The following is a 17488-nucleotide window of genomic DNA, read 5'->3' as shown; positions in this document are numbered from 1 at the left end:
ACGCGAGTGCTTTGTCTGCTAATCCAAGGGAAAGATTGAAAGAAGGTGGTGTGCATTTTATGTTTTTATGCACACCCTCATCTTATTATTTAATGATAAATTACCACTCTAAATCAATATTCTGATTTACGATGCGCCAAGAGAGAATTCTTATTTCAGCAGCAATGTAAGTATCGTCACCTCCTGGTTTCTCAGGATAGATAACTTCTTCGGGATCATATACCGGAGTACCTAAACCGACCAATGAGTGAATATTAGCGGCATAGACGTGGTTACGTACCACACCGTACTTACCTTTGGCATTTGCTGCTGTAGCTTCGCCGTTCTGATGATGAATTTCAAAATAGTAGTAGGTGTTACCGCCTTTCCAGACTTTGGCACTACCCATGCTTTTCAGTCTTTCGTTGGCTTTTACAGGAGTGTTGTCTGTTTTGTCTTCGGATGCATACCAAATAGTGGCTTCGTCTTTTAGCTTGACATATACCTTATAACGGTTCTCTGTTTCTTTTTGCGTTTCATTATCATGTTCATCCGCATCTGTAAACAGCTCAATATCATTTGGAGTTATCTGTCTTCTTCCATCTCCGGCAGCATTTACTGTCCACAAATCGGCAAGTTCAGCGTATTTGTTCAATAATCCATCGATTGTATATCTGATACCTGCATATTCTGCAAATTCCATTGCGACACCTTTTTCGTTAACAAGTTGTGCAGCAATAATTACCTGTGAAGGAGTTGTAGGATCGGTTCCATTCTTAGAGTCATCCGAAGCGTTTTCCTGCAAATAAGTGTAATTTACTTTAGGATTCTCATCTGTGCCGGCATCGAAATCTTTGATATCCTGTGCATGGTTTGTAAAATTACCGTATTTATACTCTATTCCAGTAGGGTTTACAGCCCAGAAAGAGCGACAATAGTCTGCAGTATTCCAAAGAATACTATTACTGAACAAATCTGACTTCCATGCTGGATTGATCTCTTTCAACAAACGTGATTTATTGGTAGTAGCAGTTACGTTCCATCCTAAGAATTTTACATAAATATCCTCACCTTTGAATGTCTCTGTTTCTTTCGTGCCTGATTTGGTAGTTTTATAAATTTTTACGCCGTTTTCTAAAGTCACTGCAGTCAAACCAACAGTCAAACGAGTCTTTGCAAGCACGCGTTCTACGTGAATGATAACAGGGTCGGCTTCTGCTGCATCGGCAGTAGTATAGAGATGGTTATCTACACTTACAGCTTCCATTTTAGTACCATCTTTGGCATAAACAGAATTACTCATCAGGAAGTTTGTGGTAGTCGTACTAAAGTCTTTAATAAAGTTATTCAGAGCAGCCAAACCCATTGAACCCTCCTTTTTGAGTTCAGCTGTAGGATTCAGTACAGCCATAATGGAAGAGGGTAATTTGTCACCCTTTTGGGACTGAATTACCAAAGTTGCTTTGAGGATTTTTTCTACGTTATTCATATCGTCTCCTTTAGAGTTTGGAGAATCGACATCGTAGTAGTTCACCCAATTTTCACCAGTACTTTTCTTTACGTTAATCACGGCGTTATTTTCATCGAGAAAATAGAAACGTACACTTGTTACCTTGTTTTCTTCGCCAGTGCCAGCTTCGTATTCTCCGTCTGAAGTAGTGGCACGTGTCATAGTACCTGTTGTATTAATACTTACAGTCAGATACTTGGGATCCTCATTTGTTTCATTATCATTACCAGGATTAAAATCCTCTCCATTTGAACAACCAACGAACGCCAATCCGACAAACATTGGCATAAATAATTTTTTTAGTCTCATATTGTTTTAATTTAGAAGTTTATTTTTTGCGTCTATTTTCCAGTTCTTCCAGTGTGAGGCCGGCCTTTTCCAGTCCCATCTCTTTCGCCTGATTCAGGTATTGGCGTGCCGTTTCGTAATCTCCCTCCCGTACGGCAAGTGCAGCACGCGCGTAAGCGACCTCGGCAGAGTCGCCCGCCTTATCAAGATACTTGCGTGCCGTCGCAAAGTCATCCCGGCGAATGGCGGCATTGGCTGCATTCAGGTTAGCCACTTCGTCGTTCGGGAACATCCGCACTGCTGTCTCGAAGACATCGGTAAACTCGTCCGTTCCGGGTTCATACTTTTCGGCAACGAGGTAGAACTCGTTCTGACTTAACTTCTGTGGCCGTTCTGCCATGATGCGCTTTATCTCTTCTACCTCGCTGAACATGCGGATGTTGTAGTCTATGCGGTAGTCCGTATGGCGCAAGGCCGGATAGAAATGCTGCAACATGAAGCGGTACTCTTCGGGATAGGTACGTTTGATTTTCGCTTCCTTGGCATCCGGTTCCATATCGCTGTCTATCAATGCTAAAATCTCTTTACGGTGATTGATGTTCGACTGCTCTACGTAGCGGCGCAAGCCTGCCCAGTCCTCCGGTTCGTAATCGGTTTGGATGATGTTGTCCGCAAAATGGTACAACTGTCCGATGTGCTTTTTGAGCGCGGCAGTACGTCCGATGGCAAGTTCCGTGTTATGCTTGTAGGGACTTTCCGGTGAGGCAAAACCCTTCAACCATACGGAAGTGATGGTGACATCCTTGTCGTTGCGCACAGAGTCGATGGTAGCCTGTATCTTGCCCAGTTCTACCGTGTTGCGACGGTAGTCGGGATAGATCACAGTCTGGTCTACCGGGAAGTCGATGTATGCTGAGCCGGACAAGGAACGGGTTTTCATGATTTCCGCTTTGGGCTGAACAAATACCAGTTCGGGGAAAAACGCTTCCTGGTGCCGTCCCAACTCACTGTCGTATTCTGCCAATATATCCTGGCAGCACCCCCAGTCGCTACGGTGGAGCTTGAGCGTGGCTCCGTCCATCCAGTCCTCGTAGATGATGGGTTTGTTGTACTCCAGTTCTCCCGGCTTTTTCGATGTCCGGAAGGCCATTTCCGATTCTCCCGAAATCGTGTTGATGCCATTTCTTATATAATAGTAATAGCGGCGGCGTCCGTAAATACCTATTGACGGCAAGTCCAGAGAATCAGTTCCGTTGACCAATCGTGGGGTAAGCAGTACGGCACGATTGGCGTCCACATCAAGTTCCGTCAGGTCGAAGTCCATCTCTACGGTAAGATATTTGCCGTTGCGATTCATATCGAAATGCTCGATGGAAACACCGGGTAGGATGTTTTTTGTATCTTGCGCCACTGCGTCGGGTATATTTCCCATGCCCAGCAGGATTGCCAGTATGAATATCGTCCTTTTCATGTTCGTTGCATTTTAGAATAGATAAACCAAGTTGACGGCCGCTTTCGTGGGGCCCACGTAATGGTGCGGCTTGTTTGTTTTCACTTTTTTTCCACATCCCGCACAACGGAACTGGTCATAGCGGGTATAGGAATAGCCGATACCGATCTCCGCCTCCAAGTTCCAATGCTGACCGAGAAGCCATGCATAGCCGTATGCCACACCCGCGCCTATGAACCAGCCTTGGTAGCGGGAATCTTTCAGCTTGCGGGCATCCGTTCCCAACAAGTTGATTTTGCCGTTGAATCCGCCGATGTTGTACTGTCCGCCGTGCAGATGCGCGCCAAAAAAATGCGCACCAAAACGGTCACACAGCCAGTAGCGGGCTTCGGGTTGAATTGCCCAATGCTTCCACTTTCTGTCATGCGAGAGGTTCCATCCGTTAAACTGTCCGGTTACGTCCAACGTCCACTTTGGAGCAAGGCCGATTTCAATACCCAAGTTCGGGCTTAAGATCGCATCGGAAAGCAGGTTGGTCTTTACCGCTACATTTTGCCCCCAGACAGTTTGATACGTACCGGCAATGACGATTGTCAGAAGTAAAATGACTCGTTTCATTCTTATTTGTCCTCTATTATTTATTCTTTGTTTTTTGCAATTATACCTCTTTTGGTATACTTCTCTCCATAAGAGAAGTATATTGGGCGCAAATATATAAAATATGTTGAAGAAGAGATGTAAAACAAGTAACTTTTTTCCATCGTATTAACTTTATTTCGCCTGACGCATCAATTGTTGAGCATATTTTATCCATAAACAATTAATTTCCTCTGTGTTTCAATCCATTGTAAATATCAGTCCTCTCTATACTTCTCTTATGGAGAGAAGTGAGTTTTTGCTCAACATTTATTTCACATTTCTTTCGTTTGGCAAAGAGGTTCGGTTGGATATATTCCCTGATATGAAGAGCATTTCTTTGTCGAGTCATATTAAACTTGAGGGTAAATTACAAATAGATAAAACCCGTTGGCGGAATTAAACTGAAATTACATTATGTCTCATGTCTCATAACAAGTAATGTAATGTCTCATAACAAGTCAGTTATGACATACTTCCGCCGTAAATCATCTCTTTGCAGACTGTTTACGGCGGAGGTTACCAGATTCTTTTTTTACAGGGATTTCAAGATAAGACTGTTTGCCTTGTCCACTACTGAAGTATCCAAAGAGGCAAGGTAGATGCGTGTAGTCGTTTCCGAGTCGTGTCCCATTGCCTCGCTGATTGTGGCAATGGGGATATTTTTACTTTTGGCAATGCTTGCCCAGCCGTGGCGGGCGACGTAGGTAGTTAGTGGTATGCCCAATCCCAGACGTTTGCCGATTTTCTTCAAGTTGTTGTTTATCCGGTGTGCTTCGTTTTTGTATTGGCGTCTTTCATCTTTGCCGTTGCATTTGATAATAGGCAACAGATAAGGAGAGACGGTTGTGTCGTATTTGTCTATTAATTCCTGCATCGGCTTTTCCCATTTGATGAATAACTGTTGGTGAGTCTTGTGTCGACGATAGGAGAGTATACCGTTCTGTAAGTCCTTTTTTTTTAAGAATGCCATGTCTACAAATGACATTCCACGTGTGTAGAACGAGAACATAAAGATATCTCTTGCGTAATCCATCACCGGATACAGGCTTAAGTCCAAGTCGCGTATCTGCCGGATGACGTTCAGTGGCACGGCTCGCTTGATGGTCTTATCGATTCCGGTATAGACATGTTTGAACGGATGACGCTGCACGGTCAGTTCCTTGTCTACAGCACGGTTGTAGATTGCCCGGAGATTGCGCATGTAAAAGGATATACTGTTCGGACAGATGTCGATTGATTTAAGGTATGTTTCGTATGCCGTCATCAACTCGGAATCCATGTCGTCTAAGAAGATATCGCGTTTTTTCCTGAATCTTGCGAAACTATTGATGGTTGTCGTGTAGGTCTCTGCCGTACACCGTCTTCCGATTTGCTTTAACTGTTCGACAAGGTTTCGGGCAAAGGAGATGAAGCAGCGGTTGTCTGCTGGTGTGAGGTATGTGGTCACTACATCTTCTGCCGTATAGCTGTTTCTCTCATGCTCAAGGCGTAGGATAACATTTTTCAGTCGTTTCGTGTCTTCCTGTATGGCATTTTTCAAGGAAACCAGATAGTTTCGGCGTACCTCTCCGATGTCGGGAGGAAAAATGATTTCCTTATTTTCTGCATCCCATTCTTGTAGGCGCAGTTTATAATCGGTGTGGATCTGCCTGGCCACCCGGTTGTGAATCACTTGATAGAACAATGTGCCTTCTTTCGTTTCGGAAGAGGATGCACGGAATTTGCTTCTTACTGTTGCCATAAATTATAGAGCCTGTTTGAATTTTATTCAGCATTCTTTGATTGCCTTTCGGCTTGAGCCTGTCTTTCCTTTCGTTTGCAAAGTTACTTTGGACTAGAAGGGATACAATGTAAATGACTCAATAAGTGCTGATGCTCTATTGCGTATTATGGAAGAAGAATATATGTAGTGATAATGAGGATGTTGTGTGGAATAATGTACTTTATGCTTGTAACAGATTACAGAAACTAGAGGTCAGCGGATTTCCCTGCCCATCGGGAAAATCCGCTGACCCAGAATTTGGTTTAATTCTTGGTTTAATTTCGACCATTAAACTGAGGTAAACAGGGTATTGTCATTAAAAACAAAAAGCATCGACAATCTTTCGATTATCAATGCTTTATCGGTAGTCGGGATGACAAGATTCGAACTTGCGACCACACGCCCCCCAGACGCGTACTCTACCGGGCTGAGCTACATCCCGAATTGCGGATGCAAAAGTACAGCTTTATTTTGAATTTGCAAATAAATCGCTGTGAAAATGTATGTGTGTGTATTTCATGATTGCTGTATGTAGCTTTCTATCAATATAATACGGTTGTGTTAAAAACTACTATTTAGACAATATTCTAAATAAATTCAAGGCTGTTTCGGGGGTTATGTGGTATCCTACACAGTGCAAAATAGATGTTTTTTATTCAAACTCTTTTTTATGTGTTCGAATGTTCTTTTCCTAATTTGGGATGGGGAAGAAATAATCGTTTGTGTTGCAAGGCACTACATGGAGCTTATAGCCCCATGCACTCCCTGTAGAAATCGAACATTTCGAGGATTGTATTTTTGTCTGCAGTTTGGTTGAGGCTGATGTCACCTACTTCCTTCAGCAGGGTGAAGTTGATGATGCCGGCACTGTTCTTCTTGTCGTGCTTCATCAATTCATACAGTTGGTCGTATTGCTTACAGTTGAAAATAAAAGCACCGTAATGCTCTTTGATGAACTGTATGGTTTGCCTCATTTTCTCTTTCGGAAAACCGGTTTTTATATAAGAAAGGTATAGTTCGCAGACGATTCCCCATGCAACGGCATACCCGTGTAATACAGGACGGCCTTCGGAAAGTGCAAGACTTTCGAAAGCATGACCTACGGTATGCCCCAGATTCAGTGCCTTGCGGATGCCGTGTTCCAACGGATCTTGCTCCACAATGTTCTCTTTGACCTGTACAGAGCGGCCGACCATCGATTTCAATGCCGCATAATCTATCTTTTCAGTATCGAAAGCCAGTAACTCCGCCAGATGTGCCGGAGTACTGATAAGCCCATGCTTCAGCATCTCGGCATAACCGGAAAAGAAATTACGGTCATCGAGGCTGCGCAGAAATTCCGTTTCTATAAGCACTGACGAGGCAGGGGAGAAGACACCAATTTCATTCTTCAGTCCGTTGAAGTTGATACCTGTTTTGCCTCCCACAGAGGCATCCACCATGGCCAGTAAAGTGGTAGGAATATTGATATAGGCAATACCTCGCTTGAAGGTAGAAGCAGCGAAACCACCCAAATCGGTCACCATGCCGCCGCCCAGATTGATCAATAGTGAATGGCGGGTAGCACCCTGTTCGCTCAGGGCTTGCCATACGGAAGCCAAGGTTTCTAGATTCTTGTGGAGGTCTTCGGCACCGATAATGATTTCTGTGGCTTCCTTTAAAGCTGGGATATCTTTGGTGTGCGGTAAGCAGAGGCAGTGAGTGTGTTCGTCGGTCAGGATGAATAGCTTGTCAGGAGAACATTTTCTGATGGCATTTGACAGATCGTTTTCCAACTTTTTGCAGAGGATTACTTCTTGTTTCTTCATGAGAGGAATTATAAGTTATGATTTGCAATTTATGATTTATTTCGAGGCAAAGATAGTTCTTTCGGCAATAAATGTTACCTTTGCATCATTAAAATAAATCATAAATTATAAATCATTTCATCTTATGAAAGCGTTATTTCCAGTATATTGTCGTCCGTTAGGGTATTTTGTGATTGCGTTGGCTTTGTTCATTCCGATGATTTTCTATATGATGGGAGGAGTGACGGATACCAATCTTCTGTTTTATAAGGAATGTGCCAAGTTGTTGATGATGTTGGGAGCTCTGATGATCATCTTTGCACTGACGAAAGACGAGAATAAGGAGACGGAGAAAATACGTAACAAGGCGGTACGCAATGCAATGTTCCTTACAGTGTTGTATGTCTTTGGCGGCATGCTCTACCGGGTGGCTATAGGGGACATCGTGAACATAGATTCTTCCTCTTTCCTGATCTTCCTCTTTTTGAATGTGCTCTGCTTGGAATTTGGTATAAAAAAAGCGGGAGTTGATAGATTATTTAAGCACGAACATCGATAATTTGAATATTTTTGTTTAAGCCTCATTAAACTTTTTAGGATTAAGTCTGTCAAATGGAACAGTGTAAAAACAGACATTTTGTTTCATAAAAAACAGGCGCATGAAAAAAGTAATTATCGGAACGGCGTTATTGCTGACAACAACGCTTTCCGTATTCTCACAGACTAAAAACATTACAGTGGCAGGACGGGTTATTGAGAATGACACCAAAGAACCTGCCGTACAGGCAACCGTACAGTTACTTTCATTGCCAGACAGTGCATTGGCAGCAGGTATCGCAACGACACAACAAGGATATTTTTCTCTTCCTAAAGTAAAAGCAGGGAAATATGTGTTGAAGGTTTCTTATATCGGTTTCCAGCCCGAACTGCTTCCGTTGCAGTTGTCGGCACAAGCCCCCGACAAGAACGTGGGTACAATCTCCTTAAAAACAGATGCGGTGATGCTGGCAGAAGCGGTGATTACTGCAGAAGCACCGCAGGTGCAGGTTGTGGAAGATACGTTGGTGTATAACTCCACTGCCTATCGTACGCCTGAGGGCGCCATGCTCGAAGAACTTGTGAAGAAACTTCCCGGTGCCGAAGTTGACGACGACGGTAATGTGAAGATAAACGGCAAGGAGTTGAAAAAGATCATGGTGGACGGAAAAGAGTTCTTTGGCGGAGATGTGAAGACGGGCTTGAAGAACCTTCCGGTAGAGATGATCGACAAACTGAAGACATACGATAAGCAGTCGGACTTGGCGCGAATCACAGGTATTGACGATGGTGAGGAGGAAACCGTGCTCGACCTGACTGTGAAGAAGGGCATGAACAGAGGCTGGTTTGGTAATGCTGATGCTGCCGTGGGTACTGAAGACCGCTATGCAGGACGTATGAACCTGAGTCATTTTGTGGACAAAACGCAGATTACGCTTATCGGTTCTGCCAACAATGTAAACAATCAAGGATTTTCGGGCGGCGGTGGAGGTCCGCGCTGGCGTCGCAACAATGGTCTGAATGCTCCTAAAGAATTGGGCATTAGTTTCGCTACCGAAAACAAAAAAATAGAGTTGGGCGGTAGTGCGCAATACAATCATAACAATGCCGATATCATAAACATCAATTCGTCCGAACGTTTCCTGCAGAACGGTAATTCTTACTCCAATTCTAATTCTGCTAACCGGAATCGAAATACAACATTCAGAGCCGATTTCCGCATGGAGTGGAAACCGGACACATTGACGAATATCATTTTCCGTCCGAACTTCTCATACGGAAAGACGAACAATGGATCTACTTCATTGTCGGGAACCTTCAATGCCGACCCGTTCAGTTTGATTGCCAATCCGAATGATTTTCTGGATTTCGATTTTCTGGATTCCGGTGACCCGTTGAAGGATATTCGTGTGAATGCTACCAACAGCGGTACGCTGACCAACAGCAAAAGTATTTCGACGGATGCAACGTTGCAGATCAACCGGAAACTGAACAACAAGGGGCGCAATATCACATTCCGCGGACGCTTTGGCTATGGGGATAATGACAATGACCAATATACGGAATCTATGACACGTTATTATCAGATTCCTACTAACCCGGATTCTATGTTGATCCGTAACCAGTTCATCACTACCCCCACCAATAACTATAATTATAGTGCACAGATCACTTACAGCGAACCGATTGCCAAGGCTACATTCCTGCAATTCAGCTATCAGTTCCAGTATAAATACAGTGAGAGCGACAAGACGACGTACGATTTGTATGGTATCAATCCGGAATGGGGACTTGGCGATCAACTGCCTGCCGGTTATGAGAACCATGCAGTAGATAGTTTAGGTAAGTATGCCGAATACAGATATTATAATCATGATGCATCCGTATCATTGCGTTTCCTCCGTCAGAAGTATCAGTTGAGTGCAGGAATGTCTTTCCAACCGCAAAGTTCCAAACTTTCATACAAGAAAGGAGACTACATGATAGATACTACCCGCTCGGTATTCAACTTTGCTCCGAATATTGACTTCCGTTATCGTTTCTCCAAAATGAGCCAGTTACGTTTCAACTATCGCGGACGCACAGGCCAGCCGAGCATGGAGAATCTATTGCCGATTGTAGACAACTCCAATCCGCTGAATATCCGTGTCGGTAATCCGGGTTTGAAGCCTTCCTTTACGCACACCATGCGTTTGTTCTACAATACGTATAATGCAGAACGCCAACGGGGTATCATGACGCATGCCGGCTTTTCATCTACTCAAAACAGCATCAGCAACAGTACGGAGTATAATGAAGAAACCGGTGGTCGCATCACTACTCCGAAAAACATCAATGGCAACTGGAATGTATATGGTATGTTCGGTTTCAATACGGCATTAAAGAATAAGAAATACACCATCAATTCTTTTTCCAATATCAATTATCAGAACAATGTGTCGTATCTGTACAATCAGGAAACCCGTGTGGATGATAAGAACACGACAACCGGTCTGACGGTGGGCGAACGTCTGAACGCTGCCTATCGTAACGATTGGTTTGAGTTTGGTCTGAATGGTTCTGTCTCTTATACCTCCGAGCGAAACAAACTGCGTCCGGACAACAATCAGTCGCCTTATACGTTCTCATACGGTACCAATACGCAGTTGATGGCTCCTTGGAACATGACTTTCACTACGAACATAGCCAATCAAAGCCGTCGCGGTTATACGGATGCAAGTATGAACCGCAATGAGTTGATTTGGAATGCCCAACTTTCGCAGACTTTCTTGAAGGGTGCCGCTACTGTAAGTTTCGAGATGTACGATATTCTGAGACAGCAGAGCAACATCAGCCGTTCGTTGACTGCAGACGGACGTTCGGTTTCCGAATATAATGGTGTCAACAGCTATTGTATGTTGCATTTCATCTACCGTTTGAATATCTTCGGTAATAAGGCGGCCCGCGAGAAGATGCAAGAGAGAGGTGGATTCGGGCGTGGTGGCTTTGGAGGTCCTGGTGGTCCTGGCGGACGTCCCGGAGGATTTGGAGGAAGAAGATTCTGATGTGAAGAAGGAATTCCTCTTTAGGAGTTATTTTTCTTTCCATTCATACCTATAAATCGCGATTTATATCTATTTTTGTGTGCTAACAGTTAAATCGTTATACACATGAAGAGATTATTATTCTGTTTATTGAGCTTGTTATTTGCCGCTCCGGGACTATTATTTGCCGGAGGCGGCGATACAGCCTATTTGTTTTCTTATTTCATCAATGACAGTCGTGACGGGTTGCATCTGGCATATAGTCTGGATGGACTGACATGGACTCCTCTAAATGATGGGAAATCTTTCTTGGCGCCTACAGTAGGAAAGGACCGCCTGATGCGTGATCCCAGCATCTGCCAAGCGCCGGACGGCACCTTCCACATGGTTTGGACTTCCAGTTGGACGGACCGTATCATCGGTTATGCTTCCTCCCCCGATCTGATTCATTGGAGCGAGCAGCGTTCCATTCCGGTGATGATGCACGAACCGACTGCACACAACTGCTGGGCTCCCGAACTGTTTTATGACGAACCTTCGCAGACCTATTACATCTTTTGGGCGACGACCATTCCGGGGCGTCACAAAGAAGTGCCGGTCATCGAAAGCGAGAAGGGGCTGAACCATCGCATCTACTACGTGACCACTAAGGATTTCAACACTTTCTCCGAAACCAAGTTGTTTTTCAATCCCGACTTCAGCGTGATTGATGCAGCTATTGTGCGCGATCCGGAGATGAAGGATCTGATAATGGTGGTGAAGAATGAAAATTCGCTTCCGGCGGAGAAGAACCTGCGGGTGACACGCGTTGCGCGGATAGAGGACGGATTCCCTGTAGAGGTGTTCTATTACGGGCGACTATTGGTGTGAGGGTCCTGCACCGCTTTTCGTGGGTGACGACCTTTATGTCTATTTTGATAAATACCGTAACCATAAGTATGGTGCTGTCCGCAGCCGCGACCACGGTAAGACGTGGGAAGACATATCCGACCAGGTCTCTTTCCCTCAGGGAACCCGTCATGGCACTGCTTTTCCGGTAGATAAGGCTGTACTCCGTAAGTTGCTTCACAAATAAATATGGCAAGGGAGGTGTGTTTGGTGCACATCTTCCTTGCTTCTTTTCCCACTCCTCCTCCCATAGTTTTTTTCTCGTTTTATCTGCCATCTGCAAGGATTTGGTAGTTATCTTTTTGTGAATCAATATGTTATAGGCTTGCAGATATCCCTTGCAGATGCCTTGCAGATAAAGTATCTGCAAGCCGCCTGCAAGGGGTATATATTTATAAGGATAACTCTAAATTATCTATTTGTTTATTATAGATATAAATACTTGGTTCATAGTTGTGAACACTTTGTTTTTCCTATGTGAACACTTTGTTTTCTTGCTGTAGAACACTTTGTTTTGTCCTATGAAATACTCTGTTTTATCCTATGAAACACTTTGTTTCTTACTACGGAACACTTTGTTTCATCCTATGGAACACTCTGTTTTATGCAGTATAAACGCTTTGTTACGTTATATTAAATGCTTCGTAATATTGTATTGAATGCTTTGTTTTTATATAAAAAGGAGGCGTTTTCTAATTATGCTTTGCACGTTTTACTACTTCAGAAAACTCTTTGATCAATTCAGGCAGAAAAGATTGATCTATTCTGTAGTTGACAATTAAGCTTGATTCATACATCGTTTGATCGATATCAAAATGATTCAATTTTATAGATACATCGATATGACCAAACTCATCACATCGTTTAAGATAAATTTCAATTTGTCTCTCTATAGGGATAAACCGTGCTGAATTTCTTTTCTCATTATAAAGTAACTGTAAGTCAGTTAGAAACATTTCGATATACCACTCGAAATCCTCTATAATCCGTGAAGCTTTATAAAAGGCAAAAGAAATGTTTGCGGAAAATTTCATGACTTGCTCTTCTCGGTTGTCAAAAGAAAAATCATGTAATAGCATGATCATCTCTCTGTTCTTATTGTAAAAATGTATCATAGGTATGTTATTGAATTAGATATATCCTGTAGTCAGATATTTGTACCAAATCACTATGGAAAATGCGAGGAACGTAGAAAGAATCATATAACAATAGGTTATTACGTACCAGTACTTCTTTATTTTAATATTTGACAATAGCTGCTTGTATCTTCCAGTTTTCTGAAAATAGAGATAGTTAAATAGGTATGTGGTGATTATGGATATACATAAAGGGATGCTTATTGTAAAATAATCAGGTCGTTTTAATAGAATAACGGTTGTTCCATATAGTGTAAATAAGTTCATAGCTTGGGAAAAAGCGATACACCATATACTTGAGAATAATGTATCCTTTTGCAAAGGCATTATTTTCACAAATGAATTGTCCAACCTGTCTATTGAACGGTAGAATGCTACAAAGATGAAATTGAAAAAGTCCATGTTAAATCGAATGGAACAGGTTTGTCTTCTTTCAGCCGGATATACAGTCCGACTGAAAGAGAATCATCTGTTTGTTGGAGAAGTTGAATATCAATCGTATCAGTTATGATTGTTTTATTTCCCCAAGCTGAAGCAGTAACCTACGTGAAATTCCACTCCGAAGTTATGGGGAGCAACCATTGTCTGGTCTCCATTCAAGGTGGCCTTGAGCATGTTCTTGGGGAATTCCTTGTCGATGGGAAGAAGTCCGTATTCCACTCCGCAACCAACGAAGAAAGACTTATATTTGAAATCCGCTCCGACACTCAGACCGATGTCCAGACGTTTCAGACCACCGTTTTTATCGAAAGTATCAAATTTGAACTCCATGTGAGCAGCTAAATCTTTTCCCGGTGTAACTAAGTCGCTGCTGTTCCAATGCGGTTCTTGCCATACATCCCCATCGGTACTTCCTCCGATGCCGTATGCAATGTATGGTCCTGCACTTATTTGCAGACCGCAATTTTTGCCTATAGGCAGACAAGTTGCTATCTTCACCGGAAGCTGGAGATAGACGGCGTTTATTGTGGATTTTACCTTTTGATAAAGCGCGACTTCTTCCCCTTCATATAGGGTGTATCCAAATACAGATTCATCAGCAGTACTTTTTCTGTTCAGGAATTGCAGCCCCGTCTGTAACGACCAAGTACGAACCAAAGGAATTTCCACTCCTACACCGAAACGGTATCCGAAGTTGGCCTTGTAGACTTCTTCCTTTGTGATGCCATTGATACCGGCACCACCCTGTACGTTGATTTTCACTTGTGAATAGCAGATAGAGGTTGCCAAACTCAGGAATAGAGCAAATAGAATGTGCTTTTTCATAATTTTTTGTTTTAGTAAATTGTTTAAAATTAGATATTAAGAAAACGTTCGCAATATATTCTAAAAAAATAGGATATGCAAGCAAATGGATAAGTAAATAATATGATGCAGTGTACGTTTTTTGAATTATCCTAAAAGTAATTCATTGTTTAGAATATAGTTATCGGCCCAAGAGGTAATGACAGGGATGTCTATAATGTCATACTCAAGTGCGAGACTAAACAATATAATGTTTTTGTTAACTATTTCTTCCATATTACTTTTAGAATTGAATCTTTATTGATATTCTCTTTTTAACGATGAATTTATACATTGGTTTTATTCCAAATCAAGCCTCCCTATATTTCCTTTCTGAATAATTCCATTATCGAATATGATTTCATAACCTTCTCCTTTATTCCCTAACAGGTTACAACCTTTCAACAGAGTGTTGTTGGAGAAATAAACCGTTTCCCCGAATTGACAGTCGAAGAAGTTCAGAAAGCCGTGAAATATATTCCCTTTCATTATAAATGCTTTTTGGTTGTGTCCTCCGGCCTCAAAATTCGTTTCTTGCAGAATGGTATTATTCGTAAACTTTAATCCAGCTTCGAACCAGCAATAGGGAAGTGTGACTTTTTTAATGATACAGTCTTGAATAATTACTTCAGCGTGAAAGGTAGTAGCCGGTAAATCAAACTTGTCGATAACAGAATGTCTGATCAACAAACTTGAATGCAATTCATTGTCATGGGCAATGATTGCATTATACTTTCTTTTTAGAAAATCTAAATCTATCACTTCTATTTGTTTGTTCTTTATTACTATCATGTGGCGTATGTGTCTTTAAATAATATGCTTTATTAAAGTGCGATTTTCATCATTCGTTTTTGATCCGATTTATAACTTTCTACTTAATATTGTTTTTCCTGACTGGACAGTTAGGGATTTTTCTTACGTAATCTTCTCAATCTATTAACAATCTCTTGTGTTGAGTTCATCTTTTTATTAATATCGACAATCGCTGCATCGTATCCTCCGCTTTTTTCTTTCTGGGTAATATCAAAAACGTACAATGTACCCCAATAATGGGAACAAGAATCATTTGAGATTTCTAATCTTTGTCTCTCAGCTATAAAATATTTTTTCTTGTTGCTTTCGACGTTGCCAATATTGCCGGTAAGGAACGCTACTTTTTTTCCGTTGAAATCAAACTCAGCTCTGCTTATTTGAAAAATAGCATTAAAATATTTGCCTTCTAATTCGGTTAGAATCGGGTTCTCATCTATTCCCATTTTTTCAACTTCATTTAAGATATATAGGGGGATATTTTCATCTTTATTTCTCATTGTATATACTTGAGCTGGTATACTCTCACTGATTATAAAAAGACAGAATAAGATACATTTTTTCATTGTGTATAAAATTATAGTAGGTTAGCATTCATACAGCATACAATTTTGAATTATCCTTTTCTGAACAATGAGTTAAGAGAAGATAACAGATTTCTTTTCTTGACTGTTATTTCCTGCCGGCTTCTAATGGAACAGAATACATTTTTTGTGTCATCGAATCCGAAAATGATATCAGCATCTCCTTCGATTTTAGGAATGGCTACGAATTGCAATTCCTTGTAATTTTCTACATTTTCGATTGGAAGCCAGCATTCCTGTTCCGTATTCCAGTAATTTACATCATCCAGTGTCTCTTCTTTTATGTCCAGATTTGCCGAGATGTCATACTGCCCATCCACGCTTTTCAATAGGATATACGCTTCAAGAAGTTCGTGTATCACGTTGTCACTGTACAATATGGGTTTTTGCCAAGTTTCATCTATTCCCTCCGCTTCTTCTTCATCCAATGCGAATATCCAGATTGGGTTTTCCTGCATATCTTGCAAGGTCACTTCGTCTATGGGCTTGGGTTTGCCGTATACTATTTCAGAATAAATGTCATTTACCTTTTTTATACCGAATACTTTCATCTTTTGTTATGTTTTTAATTCCTATAATAGTGAGAGGCTTTTTAGTATTTGACAGACCGGGACGTACCCGGTCTGTTGCCATTCTTGTTTTCATTCCGCTTGAATATACTTTAGTATTTCTTTGACTTTTGCCTTTATTTCGGCTTCTGTGGTAAAAGCCTTGGGAGCAACCCTATGATCTTCGCTGAACTCAGAATAGCGTCCGGCTATTGTACTCAATTCATCAAGCCATATTTTCTTGTTTTGTTCCATTTCACTTTTATAAGTGCCGATATCATACCATTCATAGAACTTGTTACAAAAGTCTGTGGTACTGATTTTGTCATGCAAGTATTGTTCCAAAAGATTGTATATACACATCTTTTTTGAAATCTGTATGGCTGTATTTCGCAACTTCTCTTTCAGTATGCTTGTTTCATCACTGCTGAGTTTCACTTCTGCAAATGAGACTAAGTAGTTTGAGACTTCCGCTAATTGGTTGAATAGTAATAACTCGCTTCCTCTGAGTTCTTCTGAGCTATTCCAATAGTTGCTGTTATAAATAAATGCAATGTAATACTCGTCTGAAAAATCTATTTCATTTATTTCTCTTGTAATGAGCCTATGGATAAGTTCGTAAAGGTCATCTTTGCAATAGTCTATCTTTTCCATTGATGTTCATCGTTTTTTTTGCTTATTTTTACTGTTCCCTGCCAACCTCCAATGGTTATAACCTACGGAATCATAAACCGTGCAGGGATATTTGATACTGCTTGCACAGTTTAGAACAATTACTGTACAAAATGTCAAAGAATCCAAGAGAGGATCACCTATCTATCAACGGAAATGAATATCAATCGTATCAGTTATAATAGGCTTCCCATTACATTTAATAAAACCTGATGGCAAAAGCGATATCATGTCATTTTCCCTTTTGTTTGTTAGATTAAAAGTGACACTCAAGCTTTCGCCTTCTTTGAATTTATGTTTTGTATTCGTTAGTTTTTTGTTCTTTGACAGAAAACGTAGATTACAAATTTCCATGTCGCTACGGTATGTTTCAATTTTTAAAGAATCTATATCAACAAAATATTCGTTGTCAAAGTCAAAGGCAATAATTATAAAAGATTTAAATGAAGAACCTTGTATTTTTATTGTCCCGCATTCACCCGATAATTCATGCATTCTTTTTCCATTGATAATAAATATTTTTGATACGCTACATGAAATGCAACTGAAAACAAATAATAGGATTAATATTTTTTTAAAATTCATCATAAT

Annotated in this window: 14 protein-coding genes, 1 tRNA gene and 1 pseudogene; 3 read left to right on the top strand and 13 right to left on the bottom strand. The window is 41.3% G+C overall.

The genetic code is table 11. The features are described 5' to 3' along the window. Nucleotides 1–100: 100 nt before the first annotated feature. From QZ323_RS08760 to aroB, 6 genes are all read right to left on the bottom strand, one after another. Entirely contained in the window at nucleotides 101–1798 is a 1698-nt protein-coding gene (locus QZ323_RS08760) for an Mfa1 family fimbria major subunit (RefSeq protein ID WP_294634223.1), read from the bottom strand. Nucleotides 1799–1817: 19 nt separating this feature from the next. Continuing rightward, nucleotides 1818–3248: a DUF3868 domain-containing protein gene (locus tag QZ323_RS08755; protein WP_294634222.1), complete on the bottom strand. Its 1431-nt coding sequence runs from the start codon at nucleotides 3246–3248 to the stop codon at nucleotides 1818–1820. Nucleotides 3249–3260: 12 nt separating this feature from the next. Further along, on the bottom strand, nucleotides 3261–3845 hold the full coding sequence (locus tag QZ323_RS08750; protein WP_294634221.1) for a DUF3575 domain-containing protein: 585 nt from the start codon (nucleotides 3843–3845) through the stop codon (nucleotides 3261–3263). 553 nt (nucleotides 3846–4398) lie between these two features. Next, nucleotides 4399–5607 carry a site-specific integrase gene (locus QZ323_RS08745; protein ID WP_294634220.1) on the bottom strand — a complete coding sequence of 403 codons (1209 nt, stop codon included), beginning with the start codon at nucleotides 5605–5607 and terminating at the stop codon, nucleotides 4399–4401. Between the two features lie 389 nt (nucleotides 5608–5996). Continuing rightward, nucleotides 5997–6070 (bottom strand) — tRNA-Pro (locus QZ323_RS08740). Nucleotides 6071–6374: 304 nt separating this feature from the next. Beyond that, nucleotides 6375–7436, bottom strand: a complete 1062-nt coding sequence (gene aroB, locus QZ323_RS08735; RefSeq protein ID WP_294634219.1) for a 3-dehydroquinate synthase — start codon at nucleotides 7434–7436, stop codon at nucleotides 6375–6377. Between the two features lie 124 nt (nucleotides 7437–7560). On the opposite strand from aroB, the gene QZ323_RS08730 reads away from it, so the two are divergent. The 3 genes and pseudogenes from QZ323_RS08730 to QZ323_RS08720 all read left to right on the top strand — a co-directional run. Then, on the top strand, nucleotides 7561–7974 hold the full coding sequence (locus tag QZ323_RS08730; protein WP_294634218.1) for a hypothetical protein: 414 nt from the start codon (nucleotides 7561–7563) through the stop codon (nucleotides 7972–7974). A 100-nt stretch (nucleotides 7975–8074) separates the two neighbouring features. After that, nucleotides 8075–10996, top strand: coding sequence for a TonB-dependent receptor (locus QZ323_RS08725; RefSeq protein WP_294634217.1), 2922 nt, complete (start codon nucleotides 8075–8077; stop codon nucleotides 10994–10996). A gap of 105 nt (nucleotides 10997–11101) precedes the next feature. Beyond that, nucleotides 11102–12041, top strand: a pseudogene (locus QZ323_RS08720) (glycoside hydrolase family 43 protein); the annotation flags it as partial. Between the two features lie 514 nt (nucleotides 12042–12555). Here the strand turns inward: QZ323_RS08720 and QZ323_RS08715 are convergent. From QZ323_RS08715 to QZ323_RS08685, 7 genes are all read right to left on the bottom strand, one after another. After that, nucleotides 12556–12942, bottom strand: a complete 387-nt coding sequence (locus QZ323_RS08715) for a hypothetical protein (protein ID WP_294634216.1) — start codon at nucleotides 12940–12942, stop codon at nucleotides 12556–12558. A gap of 573 nt (nucleotides 12943–13515) precedes the next feature. After that, nucleotides 13516–14265 carry a porin family protein gene (locus QZ323_RS08710; protein WP_294634215.1) on the bottom strand — a complete coding sequence of 250 codons (750 nt, stop codon included), beginning with the start codon at nucleotides 14263–14265 and terminating at the stop codon, nucleotides 13516–13518. A 318-nt stretch (nucleotides 14266–14583) separates the two neighbouring features. Then, nucleotides 14584–15075: a hypothetical protein gene (locus tag QZ323_RS08705; protein ID WP_294634214.1), complete on the bottom strand. Its 492-nt coding sequence runs from the start codon at nucleotides 15073–15075 to the stop codon at nucleotides 14584–14586. A 110-nt stretch (nucleotides 15076–15185) separates the two neighbouring features. Further along, nucleotides 15186–15593 carry a hypothetical protein gene (locus tag QZ323_RS08700; RefSeq protein WP_294634213.1) on the bottom strand — a complete coding sequence of 136 codons (408 nt, stop codon included), beginning with the start codon at nucleotides 15591–15593 and terminating at the stop codon, nucleotides 15186–15188. A 116-nt stretch (nucleotides 15594–15709) separates the two neighbouring features. Then, nucleotides 15710–16228, bottom strand: coding sequence for a hypothetical protein (locus tag QZ323_RS08695; RefSeq protein ID WP_294634212.1), 519 nt, complete (start codon nucleotides 16226–16228; stop codon nucleotides 15710–15712). A 90-nt stretch (nucleotides 16229–16318) separates the two neighbouring features. Further along, nucleotides 16319–16879, bottom strand: a complete 561-nt coding sequence (locus QZ323_RS08690) for a hypothetical protein (protein WP_294634211.1) — start codon at nucleotides 16877–16879, stop codon at nucleotides 16319–16321. A 165-nt stretch (nucleotides 16880–17044) separates the two neighbouring features. Next, nucleotides 17045–17485: a hypothetical protein gene (locus QZ323_RS08685; RefSeq protein ID WP_294634210.1), complete on the bottom strand. Its 441-nt coding sequence runs from the start codon at nucleotides 17483–17485 to the stop codon at nucleotides 17045–17047. Between the last annotated feature and the right edge of the window lie 3 nt (nucleotides 17486–17488).

This window comes from uncultured Bacteroides sp. (assembly GCF_910585845.1).
Taxonomy (GTDB): Bacteria; Bacteroidota; Bacteroidia; order Bacteroidales; family Bacteroidaceae; genus Bacteroides.
The sequence above is the reverse complement of the archived record's forward strand: the minus strand, read 5'-3'. Positions and strand labels throughout refer to the sequence as shown.

Excerpts from the sequence above, each read along its gene's own strand:
- QZ323_RS08760 (WP_294634223.1), bottom strand. The coding sequence starts at position 1,798 with ATGAGACTAAAAAAATTATTTATGCCAATGTTTGTCGGATTGGCGTTC.
- QZ323_RS08755 (WP_294634222.1), bottom strand. The coding sequence starts at position 3,248 with ATGAAAAGGACGATATTCATACTGGCAATCCTGCTGGGCATGGGAAAT.
- QZ323_RS08750 (WP_294634221.1), bottom strand. The coding sequence starts at position 3,845 with ATGAAACGAGTCATTTTACTTCTGACAATCGTCATTGCCGGTACGTAT.
- QZ323_RS08745 (WP_294634220.1), bottom strand. The coding sequence starts at position 5,607 with ATGGCAACAGTAAGAAGCAAATTCCGTGCATCCTCTTCCGAAACGAAA.
- aroB (WP_294634219.1), bottom strand. The coding sequence starts at position 7,436 with ATGAAGAAACAAGAAGTAATCCTCTGCAAAAAGTTGGAAAACGATCTG.
- QZ323_RS08730 (WP_294634218.1), top strand. The coding sequence starts at position 7,561 with ATGAAAGCGTTATTTCCAGTATATTGTCGTCCGTTAGGGTATTTTGTG.
- QZ323_RS08725 (WP_294634217.1), top strand. The coding sequence starts at position 8,075 with ATGAAAAAAGTAATTATCGGAACGGCGTTATTGCTGACAACAACGCTT.
- QZ323_RS08715 (WP_294634216.1), bottom strand. The coding sequence starts at position 12,942 with ATGCTATTACATGATTTTTCTTTTGACAACCGAGAAGAGCAAGTCATG.
- QZ323_RS08710 (WP_294634215.1), bottom strand. The coding sequence starts at position 14,265 with ATGAAAAAGCACATTCTATTTGCTCTATTCCTGAGTTTGGCAACCTCT.
- QZ323_RS08705 (WP_294634214.1), bottom strand. The coding sequence starts at position 15,075 with ATGATAGTAATAAAGAACAAACAAATAGAAGTGATAGATTTAGATTTT.
- QZ323_RS08700 (WP_294634213.1), bottom strand. The coding sequence starts at position 15,593 with ATGAGAAATAAAGATGAAAATATCCCCCTATATATCTTAAATGAAGTT.
- QZ323_RS08695 (WP_294634212.1), bottom strand. The coding sequence starts at position 16,228 with ATGAAAGTATTCGGTATAAAAAAGGTAAATGACATTTATTCTGAAATA.
- QZ323_RS08690 (WP_294634211.1), bottom strand. The coding sequence starts at position 16,879 with ATGGAAAAGATAGACTATTGCAAAGATGACCTTTACGAACTTATCCAT.
- QZ323_RS08685 (WP_294634210.1), bottom strand. The coding sequence starts at position 17,485 with ATGATGAATTTTAAAAAAATATTAATCCTATTATTTGTTTTCAGTTGC.